Origin of the sequence: Dyella thiooxydans, assembly GCF_001641285.1 — a bacterium.
Lineage (GTDB): Bacteria > Pseudomonadota > Gammaproteobacteria > Xanthomonadales > Rhodanobacteraceae > Dyella_A > Dyella_A thiooxydans.
Genome location: NZ_CP014841.1, coordinates 294213 through 309234 on the forward strand (window position 1 = coordinate 294213; position 15022 = coordinate 309234).

Genomic DNA, 15022 nt, shown 5'->3' on the forward strand with positions numbered 1-15022 from the left:
GCTGACATGGAATCAGAACTGGTAGGTGAGCGTCAGGCCCACGGTTCGCGGCAGCGAAACCAATGCCTTGGAACCATTGCCGTAATAGTTCTGTGTCGGCGAGGAGCCCATGTACTGCTGGGTGTATACACCGGTGACGGCGGCCTGGTTGGTCAGGTTCTTGATCCACAGGGTCAGGTCCCAGGCATCCCGGCTGTACGTGGCCGACAGGTTGAACAGGCTGAAGCCCGGCATCTCGACATGGAACTTGGGGTTCTGGCTGAGGGCGTTCTGCGCGCTGGACTGCACATAGGCATCGCCGCGCAGGGTGAGGAACCCCGCGCCGACGGGGATGCCATAGCTTGCCCAGGCATTGAACCGCTGCTTCGGGGTGCCCGGCAGGCGGGTGCCGCTTGGGGCAATCACGTAGGCGTTGTCAGCGGCCACCGCAGCCTGGTCCAGCGAGGCACCGGTATAGGTGTAACCCATCCCGTAGTTGAAGGCTTTGCCGACGCTCGACTCCAGGCTCAACTCGACACCCCGGGTGTGCGCCTTGCCGACATTCTGTACGGCGAAGAAGCCCCAGTTGGTGGTCGAGCTGTTGATCTGCGCGTTCCTCCAGTCCACGTAGAACACGTCGGCGTTGTACGTGGTGCGGCCCACCCGGCCCTTGATGCCCAGATCGTAGTTGCGCACCGTATCGGGCTTGTACGTCAACCAGGCGGGGCTTTCGGCGAAGTTGCCGGTGGTGGGCGTGCCATTGGTTCCGCCGCGGCGATAACCTTCGGAGATGGTCGCGTAGAGCTGGTTGTCGGGAGCAAACGTCCAGGCGACATTGCCTTTGAACAGGGGCCGGGTATCGGTTTCGCTGCCATGCGAGTCGGAGCCTTCCCTGATGGCGGCATACAGGCCTGTCACCTGATGTACGTCCGTACGGGTCTGGTCGCGGAAGTAGCGGAAGCCGCCGGTGAAATCCAGGGTGTCGGTGGCGTGCCAGGTCAGCTCGCCATAGACCGCGCTTTCCTGGAAGTGCTCGTTCTGGCGGTACAGGTAGTCGTTGTCGCTCACGACCGCAGCCGCATAGGCGGGGTAGGCCGCGTCCCACCACTGCTTGAAACCGCGCAGGTAGCTGTTCTGGGTGCTGACCCGGTGCTGGTTCTGGTAGAAGGCGCCAACGATGTAGGAGAACCTCGGCCCTTGCTTCGACACCAGGCGCAATTCCTGGATGAACGCCTTGTCGCCGTAGGTGCGTACCGCCGAGGCCATCGGCCGGGGGTAGTTGTAGTAGAACGCCGATAGCCAGTGGTTCTGGGCGTAGAAGCCCGTATTTTCGCTGGTGATGTCGCCGCGCTGGTCGTACGACGACGAGCTGGAGGTCAGCGTGGCAAAGCCCAGGTCGACGTTGGCTTCGAGGCCGGTCAGGTGGACGTGGCGCTTGGCCGGTTCCAGTTGCACCGAGCCGATCTGCAGGTCGCCGTAGGGCACGCCCCAGCCGTCCGTGCCAAGGGTCGTTCCGCGCCGGCCGCCGAAGGTGTCGGCCTGCGCCATGTGGCTCAGGGTCAGGTCGAACCAGTCGTTGGGTTTCCACAGCATGGCCGCGCGTGCATAGGACTGATCCACATAATCGGCGTTCTTCTTGTCCTGATACCGGGCGTCGGGAGCAAGCACGCCGTTGGGAGCGACCGGCGTGCCCTGCTGGTCGAGAACATAGACGTTGCGGTAATCGGTGATGCCGGGATAGCGGTTCGTCGTGCCGTCGAAGCGCACCGCCAGGGAGCTGGCGAGCGGCACATTCAAGGTGACCGTGCCGGATTTGCCGATCCCTCCGGCGTGGTCGACGCTGGATGCGCTGAGGCTGACCTTGCCGTTGAAGCTTTCCAGCTCCGGTTTGCGCATGATGTAGCGCACGGCGCCACCGAGCGCACCCGATCCGTACAACGTTCCCTGCGGCCCACGCAGGACTTCCACGCGGTCGATGTCGGACAGCAGGAAGTTGGCAAACAGCGGCGTGCTGTCGACATAGGTGGCCACCGTGGCGCTGGCCCCGACGGCGTAGTCACCCATCGCCGAGCTGTCGACATTCAGGCCACGGATGCGAATGCCGCTGACCACATTCGAATTGCGGGGACCGCGATCGACCACGCCGACGCCCGGCACGCGACGCATCAATTCGGCGGTGTCGAGGATCTGATCCTGCTCGATAGCATCGCCCGACACCGCGCTGATGTTGTAGGGCACCTTGAGGATGTCTTCCGTGCGGCCCTGCGCGGTGACGGTGACGGCGCCGAGTTCCTTGACCTGCGCGTTCGTCTTGTCCTTGTCCGCGGGCTTCTGCGCCCGGCCCTGGCCCGGCACCGTCGCGTCCTGCGCAGCGGCCCCGCCACACGCGCCCAGTCCAAGCACAATGGCGCTGACCAGCAGCGAATGGCGGAGCGTACCCCTGGAATCTGACGGCAAGGTCTTGCGTGATGCGTTCATGGTCTGGTTCTCCCCCCAAAGGATGGTTTGATCGCGGGTTCAGCTGGTCAACCGGGCTTGCCGTATCCGGGCAATTGCAATGGTCCCAGTCCTGCCAGCGCTGCCGATTCGGCCCGCGCCACCCCATAGGCGGGAAAGGTCACCTTGTGATCCCTGAAACTCTTCAAGGGCTGTCCCAGCCCATGCCAGCCGCTTTCGCGGCAGCGGCGCACGTAATGGAAGTCGATCTCGAAGGTCATGATGTCGCGGCCGCTGCCGGCCTGATAAATCACTTCGCCGCCTGGACCGCACAGCAGGGATTGGCCCAGCCCCAGTTCGCCTCCGGCGTTGACGTCGACGAAATAGCACTGGTTGCTGGCGGCACTGGCCCGCGCCATCGCCAGCTCCACATCGCGATCGATGGTGTTGGTCAGCGTCGGGTGCAGGATCACCTCGGCGCCCATGCTGACCAGTGACCGGGTGGTTTCCGGAAACCACATGTCGTAGCAGATCGAGATGCCGAAGCGTCCGGCGCCGGGCACGTCAAACACCACGAATTCCTCGCCCGGCGAGACGCCTTTCTCGTACGGGTAGAAGGGAAATACCTTGCGATAGCGCGCCACCACCTCGCCGTCGGGGTTGATCACCGGCGTGGTGTTGTAGACCTTGCCCCCCGAGGACTCGTACAACGATCCGGGTACCAGCCACAGACCGTGCGCGCGCGCTGCGTCACACAGCATCCGTTCGGCGTCGCCGGGCATGCTCTGCGCCTTGTCCGGGGAGGTACCAAAAGCGCACAGCTCGCTGGCCACCACCATGCTCACCCACGGAAAGCGCGTCGCCACCCGCGCGACCTCGAGCACGATCTGCTCGACGTTGTCGCCGGGAGACAGCGCGAGTTGCAGCGCGGCAATGCCGAAGATGCCGTTGCCGGGGGCTGCATAGGGGTTGACTTGCTTGATCACGTGGGTTCCGGTGTGGCCAGTTTCATGGCCACCGTAGAACCAGTGCGCTCGCTGAATTAGAGCCAGTCAGCTGCCAATCATGGGACCAGTTTGTCCCCGGCCTCACTGCCGGGCTCCAGCAGACCCTGCGGGTTGTTCGCGCCGCGAATGATCACCGCCACATCGGCCAGCAGGCCTTGCTGGTCATACCAGCGCACCTGGTCGCCATCGACCACCACGCTGTAGCCGGAAGCCTCGCCATAGGCCCAATGCTCCCACTGCCGGAACCAGCGATCCTCCTCGATCCACCAGCGGCCGTGGTCGCAGTCCTCGCCGGCGTGCCCGGCGACCCCCTGGAGCTGGCCGTCGGCGAGCAGCTCCAGGGTGCACGGCTCGCCATAAACGGTGGTGTAGACCAGTCGCACACCGGACATGGCCCCTGCAAGCGCGGCGCCGTGCAGCGGGGCAATCGGCTCATCCCGCAACAATGCCGGGGTGGCCGCCAGGTCACCACGAAGAAGCCGCGACAGTGCCTTGACGCCCGCGCGTATCCGCGGTTCATCCAGACTGGTCACACCCATGCACAGGGCAGACTCGCCGTTGGGCAGTTGCATGGGCTCCATCAGTACGCCGATCCTGGCGGCGCGCTGCGCCAGCTCCAGTGCGCTCATGCCGGTGTCGTCCTTCAGCTTGACCCAGTACGCCGACGACCCGGGCAAGGTGGTGATGCTGACCGACTTGTGCAGGTAGTGATTGAGCGCGTCGCGCAATGCGGTCTTGCGGCTTTCCAGCACACGTCGTGCCCGCGCCAGCGATGCCGAATAGTGTCCCAGGCTGATGAAGTACGCCCAGCCGGCCTGCACCACCGTCGACGGGAGCGTGCCCATTGCCCGCTGGCTCTGGCGCAGCCGCTCGATCAGTGACGCCGCGGCGACCACCAGGCCCAACGGATTGTCACAGGACAGCCACGACGCCAGGCTGCCGACGTGGATCACGCGCCCGCCCGAATCCATGGCCCGAAGCGCCGACGTGGTCGCGGCTTCCTCGAGTATCCCCGGCAGCGTGGCGTACTCGATGATGATGCCGTCGGCCGCTGTTACGACCTCAAGCAGACGGCGTGGCTCCGGGCGCTGATACAGAGGTGAGCGCCGTGCGCCGGTGAACACCACCACCCGCTGCGGCAGCGGCGCAGGCAATGCCGGGTCAAGCGCGGCGATGGGTATCTGGTTGTGCGCCAGCAAGTTTCCGAGGCTTTCGTCCGTGGGCTCCTCCAGTACCACCGGCGTGCCGCGCTGGATCAGCAGGTCGGCCAGCAACTGCAGGGCATGACGAACAGATTGCGTGATCAGGACCTCATCGGAGCCGGCGACGATGCCCTGGGTGGGCAGTACCTTGCCGCGCACCTCCTCGACCAGGGTCACGTTGCGGTTGTCCCCGGGCCCTTGCCAGGCCCGGCTCAATTCGTGGCGGGTACAGGCAAGGCGCATGGCTTCGCGCCATTCATCGACCGGCAACAGCGCCAGGTCGCCGCAACCGTCGATGAAGGGATAGGGGTACTGGCTCCAGTTGCCCGGTACCTGGAACCCGGACGATGGCTCGCGCGAGCGCATCCGCGAGGTGAACAGAGCGCCGTTGTGATGCTCGCGGCGGCCGGTCGCAACATGTGCCCCGGCCACCTCCCGGGCCACGTAGATACCGCTGCGCGGACGGCTGTCCAGATGGCCCTCGGCGATCAGCGCGTCGTAGGCCAGGCTGATCGTGTTCCGCGACACGTTGATGCGCCTGGCCAGGTTGCGGGTCGATGGCAGCCGTTGCCCCGGGCGCAGCACGCCGCTGTAGATGGCGTCGATGAGCTTCTGCCGCAACTGATGCTGCAGGCTTGTCGGGCTGGCGGGATCCAGCAGGATGTTCAGATCCTCCAAGACTTCGGCTCCGGGCAGCGTGCAAGCATGGCTCAATATTCACACATGGCCCGGCCTGCCGCGCGCGCCTGCAAGCTGTTCCCTGAGTGATCGTCAGCCTGGGTTTTTCAGTGCCTGCTCCAGCAGACCCAGTCCCTCGTCGAGTACCTGTTCGTCGATGGTCAGCGGGTACAGCAGGCGGATCGATTCGCCGTAGGCGCCGCAGCCCAGCACCACCAGTCCCAGCTCGTGCGCGCGCCGGATCACTTCGCGGGTTTTCTCCGGCGCCACCGCATCGGCACCGGTCGACTGCAACAGGTCGAAGGCCAGCATCGAGCCACGGCCGCGGATATGCCCGATCGGATGCAGGTCGGGCCGCCCCTGCAGGCCTTGAAGGAAAGCCCGCACCTGCTGCCCCAGCGCTTCGGCATGCGCTGCCAGGCCTTGCTCTTGGACAAGATCGAGCACCGCCAGGGCCGCGGCGCATGCCGTGGGCGAACCGGCATAGGTACCGCCCAGTCCACCCGGGTCGACCGCGTCCATCACTTCGGCGCGACCGATCACGGCGGACAGCGGAAACCCGGCCGCCAGCGACTTGGCCACGATCATCAGGTCCGGCTGCACACCGCTGTGCTCCATGCCGAACAGGCGTCCGGTGCGGGCGATGCCGCTCTGCACCTCGTCGGCCACCAGCAGGATGCCGTGCCGGTCCGCCAGTTCGCGCAAACCCTGCAGCAGTTCATCGGGCGCCGGGTTGAACCCACCCTCGCCCTGCACCGGCTCCACGATGATGGCAGCCACATCCTCGGCGGCCACGTCAGCCATGAAAATGCGCTCGATCGCCTGCAGGCTGTCCGCCACGCTGATGCCTCGATGCGCGCAGGGGAACGGCGCATGGAAAACACCGGCAGACAACGGACCAAAGCCACGCTTGTACGGCGCGGTCTTGCCGGTCAGCGCCATGGCCATGAAGCTGCGGCCGTGGAACCCGCCATGGAAAGCAATCACGGCATGCCGCCGGGTGGCGGCGCGGGCGATCTTGATCGCGTTCTCCACCGCTTCGGCGCCGGTCGAAAACAGGATCGACTTGCGTTTGCCGGCAATCGGCGCCAGCGAGTTAAGTCGCTCGCACAGTTCGATGTAGACGTCGTACGCCGCCACCTGGAACGCAGTATGCGCAAAGCGTTGCATCTGCGCCTGCACCGCCTCCACCACGCGCGGATGCTGGTGACCCACGTTCAGCACCGCGATGCCCGCGGCAAAGTCGATGAAGCGTCGACCGTCGACGTCCCACAGCTCGGCGTTCGAGGCCCGCTCCACGCAGATCGGCATGGCCGTGGCGATACCCCGGGGAAGGGCGTTGGCCCGGCGCAGCACCCAATCACTGTTCTTGCTCATGGCGAATCTCCATCAATGGCGCCAGTGTGTGTGCAAGGCAGCACGCCAAGTAGTGCCAGATGTGATGCTGGATTGGTGCCAGAAATATCGTCCGCCGCCGCGCCCTGGAACGCGTGGAGTCGCCCCACAGGCCGCGTAGCGCTGGGCGCCGGCATGACTGTGGTCGCGCGCATCGGGCTGAAACGGCGGGCAAGCCCGCTGGGGAGCCGCGAGGCTACTGTGCGGCTGGGTCGGGACGATGGTGGTGGCCGGCGGTTGCAAGGCGGTCTGTGCCTGCAGCGGATGGTGCGCTTGCAGCGCCCGGCAGGACTACACACTGGGCGTGCCGGCATCCTCCGGCGAGGTGACTGGGCTCAAACGGCCGATCGAGCCAACCGACGGGAACCAGACGTCAATCGGAGCAGCGATCGGGTAGCGCCATCAAGGGGCGCCTCGCCGCCTTGCCCGATCTCGGGCAAGGCGGCATTTCAAGCGACCGTCATTGCGGCAGGGAGCGCGTCCGGCGGAGGGTGCGCAGGCAAGGCGATCCGCGCGGGCTTCGACGAATCTCTCAGTGCCTCCGCTGCTTCCGGATATGCCGGCTGTTGCGGTTCTCCGAGCGGTTGAGCCGGCGGGTTTCCTTCTTGGTGAGGTGGCCGTTGTGCTTCGCCTCGTCGGCGCTGGCGCGCTGGGCGATGTTGGCGTCGTGCTTCTCGTCGCGGGCGGCCTGCTTGCCGGTGATGGTGCCGTTGGCGACGCCCTTGTCGATGCGCTGCTGCTGGTGGTCGACGCGCTTGTTCACCTCGTTGACGCGGGGGTGGTGCGGCACGGGGGCGGTCTGCGCCATGACGCCGGTGGCGGCGAGGGCGCTGGTGGCGAGCAGGGCGATCAGGCTGCGGCAAAGCGTGGTACGAAGGCTCATGGCGATTCCTCGATGGGTGGAATGGACAGGCACGGTTGTGGGCCGCCGGTGCGCCGTAAAACCTTGCGTGGCAAGGGATTTGTCGGCGGTGGCCGGTGGGCGCGGACAGTAACGCCACTCCCTCGCAAGGAGTTGACCGATCCGGTGGAGGCGATGGCGCCGGTTCAGTCTCGCGGCGTTGCAGCACGACGGGTGGTGCCGGTCGTGACTTCCGGCCGTGTCCGATGCCCGGTGCGTGCCCGCACCATGGGCGGCATCAGGGGATTTCCGTTTCCGTTTTCCGGGCAGGGCCGGCGCGTGCGCCGGTGGTCGTCACCCGGGTCCACCCAAGCAGGGAGTTGTCATGCGTCGATATCTCGTTTCCGCCATTGCGCTGGCCCTGGCCGGCGTGTCGATGGCGCCGCTCGCCGCCCAGGCCAAGGCGGCGCCGGTGCGCGAAGCCACCACCCAGTTGCCGCGCGGCGTGGTGCCCACGCATTACGACGTGTCCATCGTGCCGCATGCGGACAAGCTGGCGTTCGACGGCAAGGTCACCATCACGCTCAACGTGCTCAAGCCGACCAGCAGCATCACGCTGAATGCGGCGGACCTCACCTTCCATTCGGCCACGCTGACCCCGACGAAGCTCAAGATCGCCGTGCCGACACCCACCGTGTCGGTGGACGCCAAGGCGCAGACCGCCACGTTCACCCTGTCCCATCCGATCCCGGCCGGCCAGTACAAGCTGGCGATGGACTACAGCGGCAAGGTCGAGACCCAGGCCAACGGCCTGTTCGCGCTGGACTACGACACCAAGGACGGCAAGAAGCGCGCGCTGTACACGCAGTTCGAGAACTCCGACGCGCGCCGCTTCATCCCCTCGTGGGACGAGCCGAACTACAAGGCCACCTTCGATCTCACCGCCACCGTGCCCACCGACGAGATGGCGGTGAGCAACATGCCGATCGCCTCGCGCAAGGACCTGGGCAACGGTCTCACCGAGGTGCATTTCGGCCAGTCGCCGAAGATGTCCACGTATCTGCTGTTCTTCAGCGTGGGTGATTTCGAGCGCGCCACCGAGAAGGTGAACGGCACCGAGATCGGCGTGATCACCCAGAAGGGCATGGTCAAGCAGGCCGGCTTCACGCTGGACTCGGCGCGTGCCGTGCTGAAGGAATACAACGACTACTTCGGCGTACCGTACCCGCTGCCGAAGCTGGACAACATCGCCGCGCCGGGGCAGAGCCAGTTCTTCTCGGCGATGGAGAACTGGGGCGCGATCTTCACCTTCGAGTACGCGCTGCTGCTCGATCCAAGCATCTCCACCCAGGGCGACAAGCAGCGCGTGTTCAACACCGCAGCGCACGAGATGGCGCACCAGTGGTTCGGTGACCTGGTGACCATGAGCTGGTGGGACGACCTGTGGCTCAACGAGGGCTTCGCCTCGTGGATGGCCGCGCGCACCACCGAGAAGCTGCATCCGGAATGGCACACCAACCTGGATCTGGTCGGCACGCGTGAAGGAGCGATGTCGCTCGACGCGGTCGCCACCACCCACCCGGTGGTGCAGCACGTGGAAACGGTGGAGCAGGCCAGCCAGGCGTTCGACTCGATCACCTACTCCAAGGGCGAGGCGGTGATCACCATGCTCGAGGCCTATGTGGGTCCGGAGACCTGGCGCACCGGTGTGCGCAACTACATCAAGGCGCACGAGTACGGCAACACGGTGTCCGACGACCTGTGGAAGTCGGTGCAGGCCGCGGCCGGCAAGCCGATCATGCAGATCGCCCACGACTTCACGCTGCAGCCGGGCATCCCGCTGGTCAACGTGCAGGCCATGGCCTGCAACGCCGGCTCGACCAAGGTGCTGCTGAGCCAGGGCGAGTTCACCAAGGATCGCCCGGACAAGAAGCCGCTGCGCTGGCACGTGCCGGTGATCGCGCAGACCGTCGGCGGCAAGCCGGTCACCACCGTGCTGGACGGCAAGGGCACGATGACCCTGCCGGGCTGCGGCCCGGTGCTGGTGAACGCCGGCCAGGCGGGCTACTACCGCACGCTGTACTCCACCGCCGGCTTCGACGCGCTGAAGGGTGACTTCGCCAAGCTCAGGCCGATCGACCAGCTCGGCCTGATGGGCGACACCTGGGCGTTGGCGATGGCCGGCAAGGAGCCGGTGGCCAATGTGCTGGCGCTGGCCCAGGCCACCCCGGCCGATGCCGACCCGCAGGTGTGGGGCGAGGTGGCCGGCTACTTCGACGCCATCGACAACTACTACGACGGCGACGCGGCCCGCCAGGAGCGTTTCCGCGCCTTCGCCCGCAGCCGCCTGCGTCCGGTGTTCGCGCGCATCGGCTGGGAAGCCAGGCCCGGCGAGAGCGTGCCGACCACCCTGCTGCGCACCCAGCTGATCGGCTCGCTGGCCGAACTGGGCGACCAGGACGTGATCGCCGAGGCGCGCCGTCGTTTCGCCGCGCAGAAGACCGATCCGAAGGCGCTGCCGGTGGCCCTGCGCAAGACCGTCACCGCGGTCGTCGCGCGCAGTGCCGACACCGCCACCTGGAACCAGCTGCACGCCGAGGCCAAGGCGGAGACCACGCCGCTGATCAAGGACCAGCTGTACGCCATGCTCTCGCTGGCCAAGGACGACACTCTGGCCAGGCAGGCACTGGACCTGGCGCTGACCCCGGAGCCGGGCGCGACCAACAGCGCGGGCATGATCCGCATCGTCGCCTACCGTCATCCGGACATGGCGTTCGACTTCGCCGTGGCGCACCGCGACCAGGTGGACAAGCTGGTCGACTCCACCTCGGCCAGCCGCTACTACCCGGCGCTGGGCGCGAGCTCGCTGAAGCCGGAGATGATCGACAAGATCAAGGCGTACGCCGACGCGCATATCGCCAAGAGCTCGCAGCGCGTGGCCAACACGGTGATCGCCAACATCCAGTACCGCATGATGATCCGCAACGATCGCCTGCCCGACGTGGATGCCTGGCTGGCCAAGCACGCCGACTGAGCGGCGTTGCCGTAGGGGTGACGAGAGAAGCCCCGCCATGCGGGGCTTCTCTTTTTGGCGGCTGGTGCACCGTGGCGGCTCGTGCCGCATCGTGCGGGCAGGATCGATTCCCGCGTCGGCGAGAATGACGGTGCACACGGCGCGCTACCCACCGCCGAACGGCACACGATGCGCGAACCCCTGTAGGAGCCCGCTCGCGGGCGATGCTCTTGGGCTCTGGTGTGTATCAGGAGCAGAAGCATCGCCCGCGAGCGGGCTCCTACAATGGGTGGGCGGGCGTTGGGATACCGGGCGGGGTTACAGGTCGGTGGACAGCTCGAAGCGCAGGGTGAACACCAGTGCATTCTCCGGATCCGCGGGCATGACCGCGAACACGCTCCCGAACGGCACGCGACGCGCCACCCATCGCCGAGCGGCACACGACGCGCGAACCCCTGTAGGAGCCCGCTCGCGGGCGATGCTCTTGGGCTCTGGTGTGTATCAGGAGCAGAAGCATCGCCCGCGAGCGGGCTCCTACCGGGTGGGCGGGCGTTGGGATGTCGGGCGGGTTCACAGCCCGGTGGACAGCTCGAAGCGCAGGGTGAACACCAGTGCATTGCGCACGGTGGGATCGGTGTCCGGGTGGATCACGTACTGCAGGTCTGGTTGCACCGCGAGCCAGTCCCGGGCCTGCGCCAGGTAGCTCAGTTCGATCGAGCGTTCGGTGGCGGTGGTCGGCCGCGGAGCCTGTTGCTGGCGCCAGGGGCGGCCGTTGCGCGCCACCGCGACGGCCAGGCCGAGTTCGTCCTGGCGGCGCGAAGCGAACGGTCCGGCCAGCACGGCGCCGGCACCGAAGTAGCGGCCGAAGCGCGCCACGTCCGGGTCGCCCGCGCCGAGCTGCGCGAATAGCGACAGGCTGCGATCGCTGTCGTGCGGATCGTGCACCACGGTGCGGTCGGCCACGGCGTAGTAGCCGGTGGCGCCGTGCTGCGTGGTGCGACTGCCGGCCGGCACCAGGCGGTCGAACGTGGTGGTGTAGTGCCAGGCGCCGATGGCGAGCTTGCCCTCGTACATCGGCAGCATGGCGTTGCGACCGATGCGGAAGCGCGCGTCGGGAGCCCGCCGCGCGCCGGGGCGGTCGAGCAGGGCCAGCTCGGCCACGTACAGTCGGCCGTCGCCGGCCTGGAAGGCGCGCAGGCGGTCGCCGCTGCGGATCAGCGGCACGCCGTCGAGCACCGCCGCGCGCAGCACCACGCCGGCCGCCGGCTTGTAGGCGATGCGCGCACCCAGCGCGGTGCGCGGGAAGATCGACGGACCGTCGACGCCGGTCTGCGAGAACTCCGGACCGATGCCGAACGAACTGTTGAGGAACAGCCCGCCGGACTGGGTGCGGTCGAACTCGCTGTTGACGTCGTACAGGCCGGCCAGCAGCGAGACGTCGGCACGGGCGAGGTTGTGCTCGATCCACGCCTCTTCCAGCTGCAGGTTGGGCGGCGCGGCCAGGTTGTTCACGCCCGTCGCGTCGCCGACGAAGGCATCGGGCTGGCCGCCGTGGATCCACAGCGCATCGACGTAGGCGTGGGTGCCGGTCCAGCCGGCGGCGCGCTGCAGGTCCAGCAGGCTGCGCAGGCGCAGGTTGCCGACGTAGGTGGACGAGCGCGCCGCGCCGCCCTCGAGGTTGCCGATGGCGGCGCCGTCGTAGGTCAGCGTGGTGCGGGCCCAGGGCGCGTCGTCGGCGCGTGCGCGGGTCGCCGCCAGCGCCAGCAGCGCAGCCAGTGCAAGGGCGTAGCGGTGGGGCATGCGTGGCGCTTCGGCGGAAAAGTGCGCGAAGTATAGGCCTCGGTGTGGCGGACGGCGGGTCGGCGCCTCAGGCGCCGGGCGCGAGCGCCCGGCAGCGCGCGTCCACCGCGGCGTCGTCGGTACGCACGCACACCTGCCCCACGGCGGGCAGGTGGCTGACGTCGCGTTCGCTGCCGGCCGCCACGGTCAGCGTCTTCAGGGCGGGGATGCGGCAGTCGTCCGCGCGGTCGCAGCCGGCGGCGAACAGGCTGTAGTGGCATTGCCCGCTGCGGCTGGCGCGGCAGTCAAAATGGGCGCCGGTGGCGGTGATCTCCACCCGGCTGTCGAGCTGGTCCACGCCGTTGGCGGTGGAGCGCTGGGTGAAGCTGCGGTGCGGATGGTCGCAGCCGAGCGCGCTGGCGGCGAAGGCGAGCAGGGCAACCAGTCGGTAGAGCATGTGCATGGCGGTATCCACGGCAGGCGCTCCTTGCGTCTACATGGTCTTGAAAAGCGTCATGAACGGCGCGCTGACGGTGAGCGTTTCCGGTCGCTGCTTCAGCCGCACGGTGCCGCGGCCGGTGTCGTCGCGCACGATCGAGGCGATCGCCTTGAGGTTGACGATGGTGGAGCGGTGGATCTGCCGGAACACGTTGGCGTCGAGCACCTCGAGCAGCTCGCGCAGCGAGGTGCGCAACAGCGCCTCGCCGTCGGCGGTCATCGCCACGGTGTACTTGTGGTCGGCGCGGAAGTAGGCGACGTCGTCAACCATGATGAGCCGCGTCTCGCGGCCGGTGCTGGCGGTGATCCAGGTCAATGGCGGAGCCCTCGGTGTGGTGGCCGCGCCCTGCGCCAGATCGCGCAGCAGCTGGCCGAGGTTGGCGGGCAGCTGGCCGCTGGCCAGCCGCGACCGGACGCGCTGCACGGTGGCGGCCAGGCGCTCCGGCGTTACCGGCTTGAGCAGATAGTCGATGGCGCCACGCTCGAACGCGTCGATGGCGTACTGGTGGTAGGCGGTGGTGAACACGATCTGCGTGCCGGGGCTGCAGGTGGCGGCTGCGGTGGCGACGTCCATGCCGGTCAGGCCGGGCATGCGGATGTCGAGGAAGGCGACCTCGGGCTGCTGCGTGGCGATCGCTTCCAGCGCGCTGGCGCCGTCCTCGCATTCGGCCACCACGGTCAGGTCCGGCCACACCTGGTGCAGCTGGCGCACCAGCTCGCTGCGCAGCAGGGCTTCGTCTTCGGCGACGACGGCGCGGGTCATGGCGTCCCCCGGGTCTTGTCGCTCGGTGTCTCGGTGACCGCCGGCACGGCGAGGGTGGCGGCGACGCCGTCGGGCACGTTGGCGACCACCGACAGTGAGGCACGCTCGCCGTAGATCAGGCGCAGCCGTTCGCGCACGTTCTTCAGGCCGATGCCGGTGCCGCCGGTGGCGACGCCGAAGCCCTGGCCGTTGTCGGCGACGGTGACCATCACGCGGTCCTCGTCGCGGCGGGCGAAGATCCATACCGTGCCGCCGCCGGGTTTCGGCTCCAGGCCGTGCTTGATGGCGTTCTCCACCAGCGTCTGCAGCATCATCGGCGGCATCGAGATGGCGCGCAGCGCGTCGGGCACGTCCACCTCCATCGTCAGCCGCGCGCCCATGCGGATGCGGATGATCTCCAGGTAGGCGCGGGTGCGCTCCAGCTCGTCGCCGAGGGTGGACAGCGATTCGTCGGCGCTGGGCAGCGAGTGGCGCAGGTACTGGATGAGATGGCCGAGCATGCGGTCGGCCTGGGCCGGCTCGCTGCGGGTGAGCAGCTGCGCGCTGGCCAGCGTGTTGTAGAGGAAGTGCGGTTCCACCTGGGCGTGCAGCAGGTTGAGCCGGGCGACGGTGAGTTCCTTCTCAGTGGCCGTCTGCGCTGCGGCGCGCTGCTCGTTGCGGCGATGCTCGGCGACCCGCCGGGCGATGGCGCGGGTGATCGCCTCGGCGTTCTCCAGGTTGGTGCCGTCGTCGACGCGGAACCAGTCGCTCCACGCGGCCGCCTCCGGCTCGCACAGCAGGGTGACGCTGCCGGTGCCGTTGACCGGGGTGACCGTGGCGGTGATCTGGTTGCGCAGGCTGCCCAGCCAGTTGGCCGGGTTGAGCCGCTGCACCCAGTGGCGGCCGTAGGGCTGCGGGCGGTGGATCTTGGCGCGCACCTGCAGGCTGTCGCGGGCGCTCTCCACTTCCTGGATGCGCGGCAGCTCGCGGATCGCCGCGTCGACCAGATCGAACGCCTCGCCGGCCTCGAACGGGATCTCGATCTGCCGGCGCTGCCGGTTGGCCAGCGCGCTGGAGTCGACTTCCCCGGCGATCAGCCGCACCCGGCCCAGGTGCGAGAACGCGCCGGTGATCACGAAAGCCAGCGTGATGAGGTAGATGGGGAAAATCAGGTGGCCGTCGTGATAGCCCGGCGTGGCGCTCCAGAACATGCTGCCCACCAGGAATGCCGCCGACCAGGCCAGGGCGATGCGCAGGACGAAGGACAGGCTCTTGAACATGGACGGCTCGCCGGAGGCAGGAATCGCGACAGAGCTTAGTCGCTTGGCCGCCGCCGGTCGGGCCGGAGGCGACGGAACCGGCCCAGGGGGCGACGGAACCCGGATCCCGCGGCGCGAAGCCGGAACGGCCGCACGCATGCGGGGTCAAGTGCGGGGCCGCGTTGCCGTTATG

The 15022-nt window shown here is 67.7% G+C and carries 10 protein-coding genes; 1 reads left to right on the forward strand and 9 read right to left on the reverse strand.

The window, feature by feature from the left end:
* Positions 1 to 12: 12 nt before the first annotated feature.
* The 5 genes from ATSB10_RS01265 to ATSB10_RS01285 form a co-directional block, all read right to left on the reverse strand.
* Positions 13 to 2457, reverse strand: a complete 2445-nt coding sequence (locus ATSB10_RS01265) for a TonB-dependent receptor (RefSeq protein WP_083966031.1) — start codon at positions 2455 to 2457, stop codon at positions 13 to 15.
* 47 nt (positions 2458 to 2504) lie between these two features.
* A complete protein-coding gene (locus tag ATSB10_RS01270) occupies positions 2505 to 3401 on the reverse strand; it encodes a carbon-nitrogen hydrolase family protein (protein ID WP_205631082.1) in 897 nt (298 codons plus the stop codon).
* A 77-nt stretch (positions 3402 to 3478) separates the two neighbouring features.
* The gene (locus ATSB10_RS01275) at positions 3479 to 5302 is read right to left on the reverse strand and encodes an aminotransferase-like domain-containing protein (RefSeq protein ID WP_063670067.1); all 1824 of its coding nucleotides are present in this window, start codon (positions 5300 to 5302) and stop codon (positions 3479 to 3481) included.
* 93 nt (positions 5303 to 5395) lie between these two features.
* On the reverse strand, positions 5396 to 6679 hold the full coding sequence (gene gabT, locus ATSB10_RS01280; RefSeq protein ID WP_063670068.1) for a 4-aminobutyrate--2-oxoglutarate transaminase: 1284 nt from the start codon (positions 6677 to 6679) through the stop codon (positions 5396 to 5398).
* A 550-nt stretch (positions 6680 to 7229) separates the two neighbouring features.
* Positions 7230 to 7580: a hypothetical protein gene (locus tag ATSB10_RS01285; protein WP_063670069.1), complete on the reverse strand. Its 351-nt coding sequence runs from the start codon at positions 7578 to 7580 to the stop codon at positions 7230 to 7232.
* 343 nt (positions 7581 to 7923) lie between these two features.
* Here ATSB10_RS01285 and ATSB10_RS01290 point away from each other — a divergent pair, with 343 nt between their 5' ends.
* Positions 7924 to 10572, forward strand: coding sequence for a M1 family metallopeptidase (locus tag ATSB10_RS01290; protein WP_063670070.1), 2649 nt, complete (start codon positions 7924 to 7926; stop codon positions 10570 to 10572).
* Positions 10573 to 11121: 549 nt separating this feature from the next.
* Here ATSB10_RS01290 and ATSB10_RS01295 read toward each other — a convergent pair.
* The 4 genes from ATSB10_RS01295 to ATSB10_RS01310 form a co-directional block, all read right to left on the reverse strand.
* On the reverse strand, positions 11122 to 12351 hold the full coding sequence (locus tag ATSB10_RS01295) for a carbohydrate porin (protein ID WP_063670071.1): 1230 nt from the start codon (positions 12349 to 12351) through the stop codon (positions 11122 to 11124).
* A gap of 67 nt (positions 12352 to 12418) precedes the next feature.
* On the reverse strand, positions 12419 to 12805 hold the full coding sequence (locus ATSB10_RS01300; RefSeq protein ID WP_063670072.1) for a hypothetical protein: 387 nt from the start codon (positions 12803 to 12805) through the stop codon (positions 12419 to 12421).
* 18 nt (positions 12806 to 12823) lie between these two features.
* Positions 12824 to 13591, reverse strand: coding sequence for a LytR/AlgR family response regulator transcription factor (locus tag ATSB10_RS01305; protein ID WP_063670073.1), 768 nt, complete (start codon positions 13589 to 13591; stop codon positions 12824 to 12826).
* The gene (locus ATSB10_RS01310; RefSeq protein ID WP_063670074.1) at positions 13588 to 14850 is read right to left on the reverse strand and encodes a sensor histidine kinase; all 1263 of its coding nucleotides are present in this window, start codon (positions 14848 to 14850) and stop codon (positions 13588 to 13590) included. Before ATSB10_RS01310 ends, ATSB10_RS01305 begins: the two co-directional genes overlap by 4 nt.
* Positions 14851 to 15022: the final 172 nt, after the last annotated feature.

What these genes read in the sequence shown, in the direction of transcription:
- ATSB10_RS01265 (WP_083966031.1), bottom strand. Translation starts at nt 2,457, where the DNA reads ATGAACGCATCACGCAAGACCTTGCCGTCAGATTCCAGGGGTACGCTC.
- gabT (WP_063670068.1), bottom strand. Translation starts at nt 6,679, where the DNA reads ATGAGCAAGAACAGTGATTGGGTGCTGCGCCGGGCCAACGCCCTTCCC.
- ATSB10_RS01285 (WP_063670069.1), bottom strand. Translation starts at nt 7,580, where the DNA reads ATGAGCCTTCGTACCACGCTTTGCCGCAGCCTGATCGCCCTGCTCGCC.
- ATSB10_RS01290 (WP_063670070.1), top strand. Translation starts at nt 7,924, where the DNA reads ATGCGTCGATATCTCGTTTCCGCCATTGCGCTGGCCCTGGCCGGCGTG.
- ATSB10_RS01295 (WP_063670071.1), bottom strand. Translation starts at nt 12,351, where the DNA reads ATGCCCCACCGCTACGCCCTTGCACTGGCTGCGCTGCTGGCGCTGGCG.
- ATSB10_RS01305 (WP_063670073.1), bottom strand. Translation starts at nt 13,591, where the DNA reads ATGACCCGCGCCGTCGTCGCCGAAGACGAAGCCCTGCTGCGCAGCGAG.
- ATSB10_RS01310 (WP_063670074.1), bottom strand. Translation starts at nt 14,850, where the DNA reads ATGTTCAAGAGCCTGTCCTTCGTCCTGCGCATCGCCCTGGCCTGGTCG.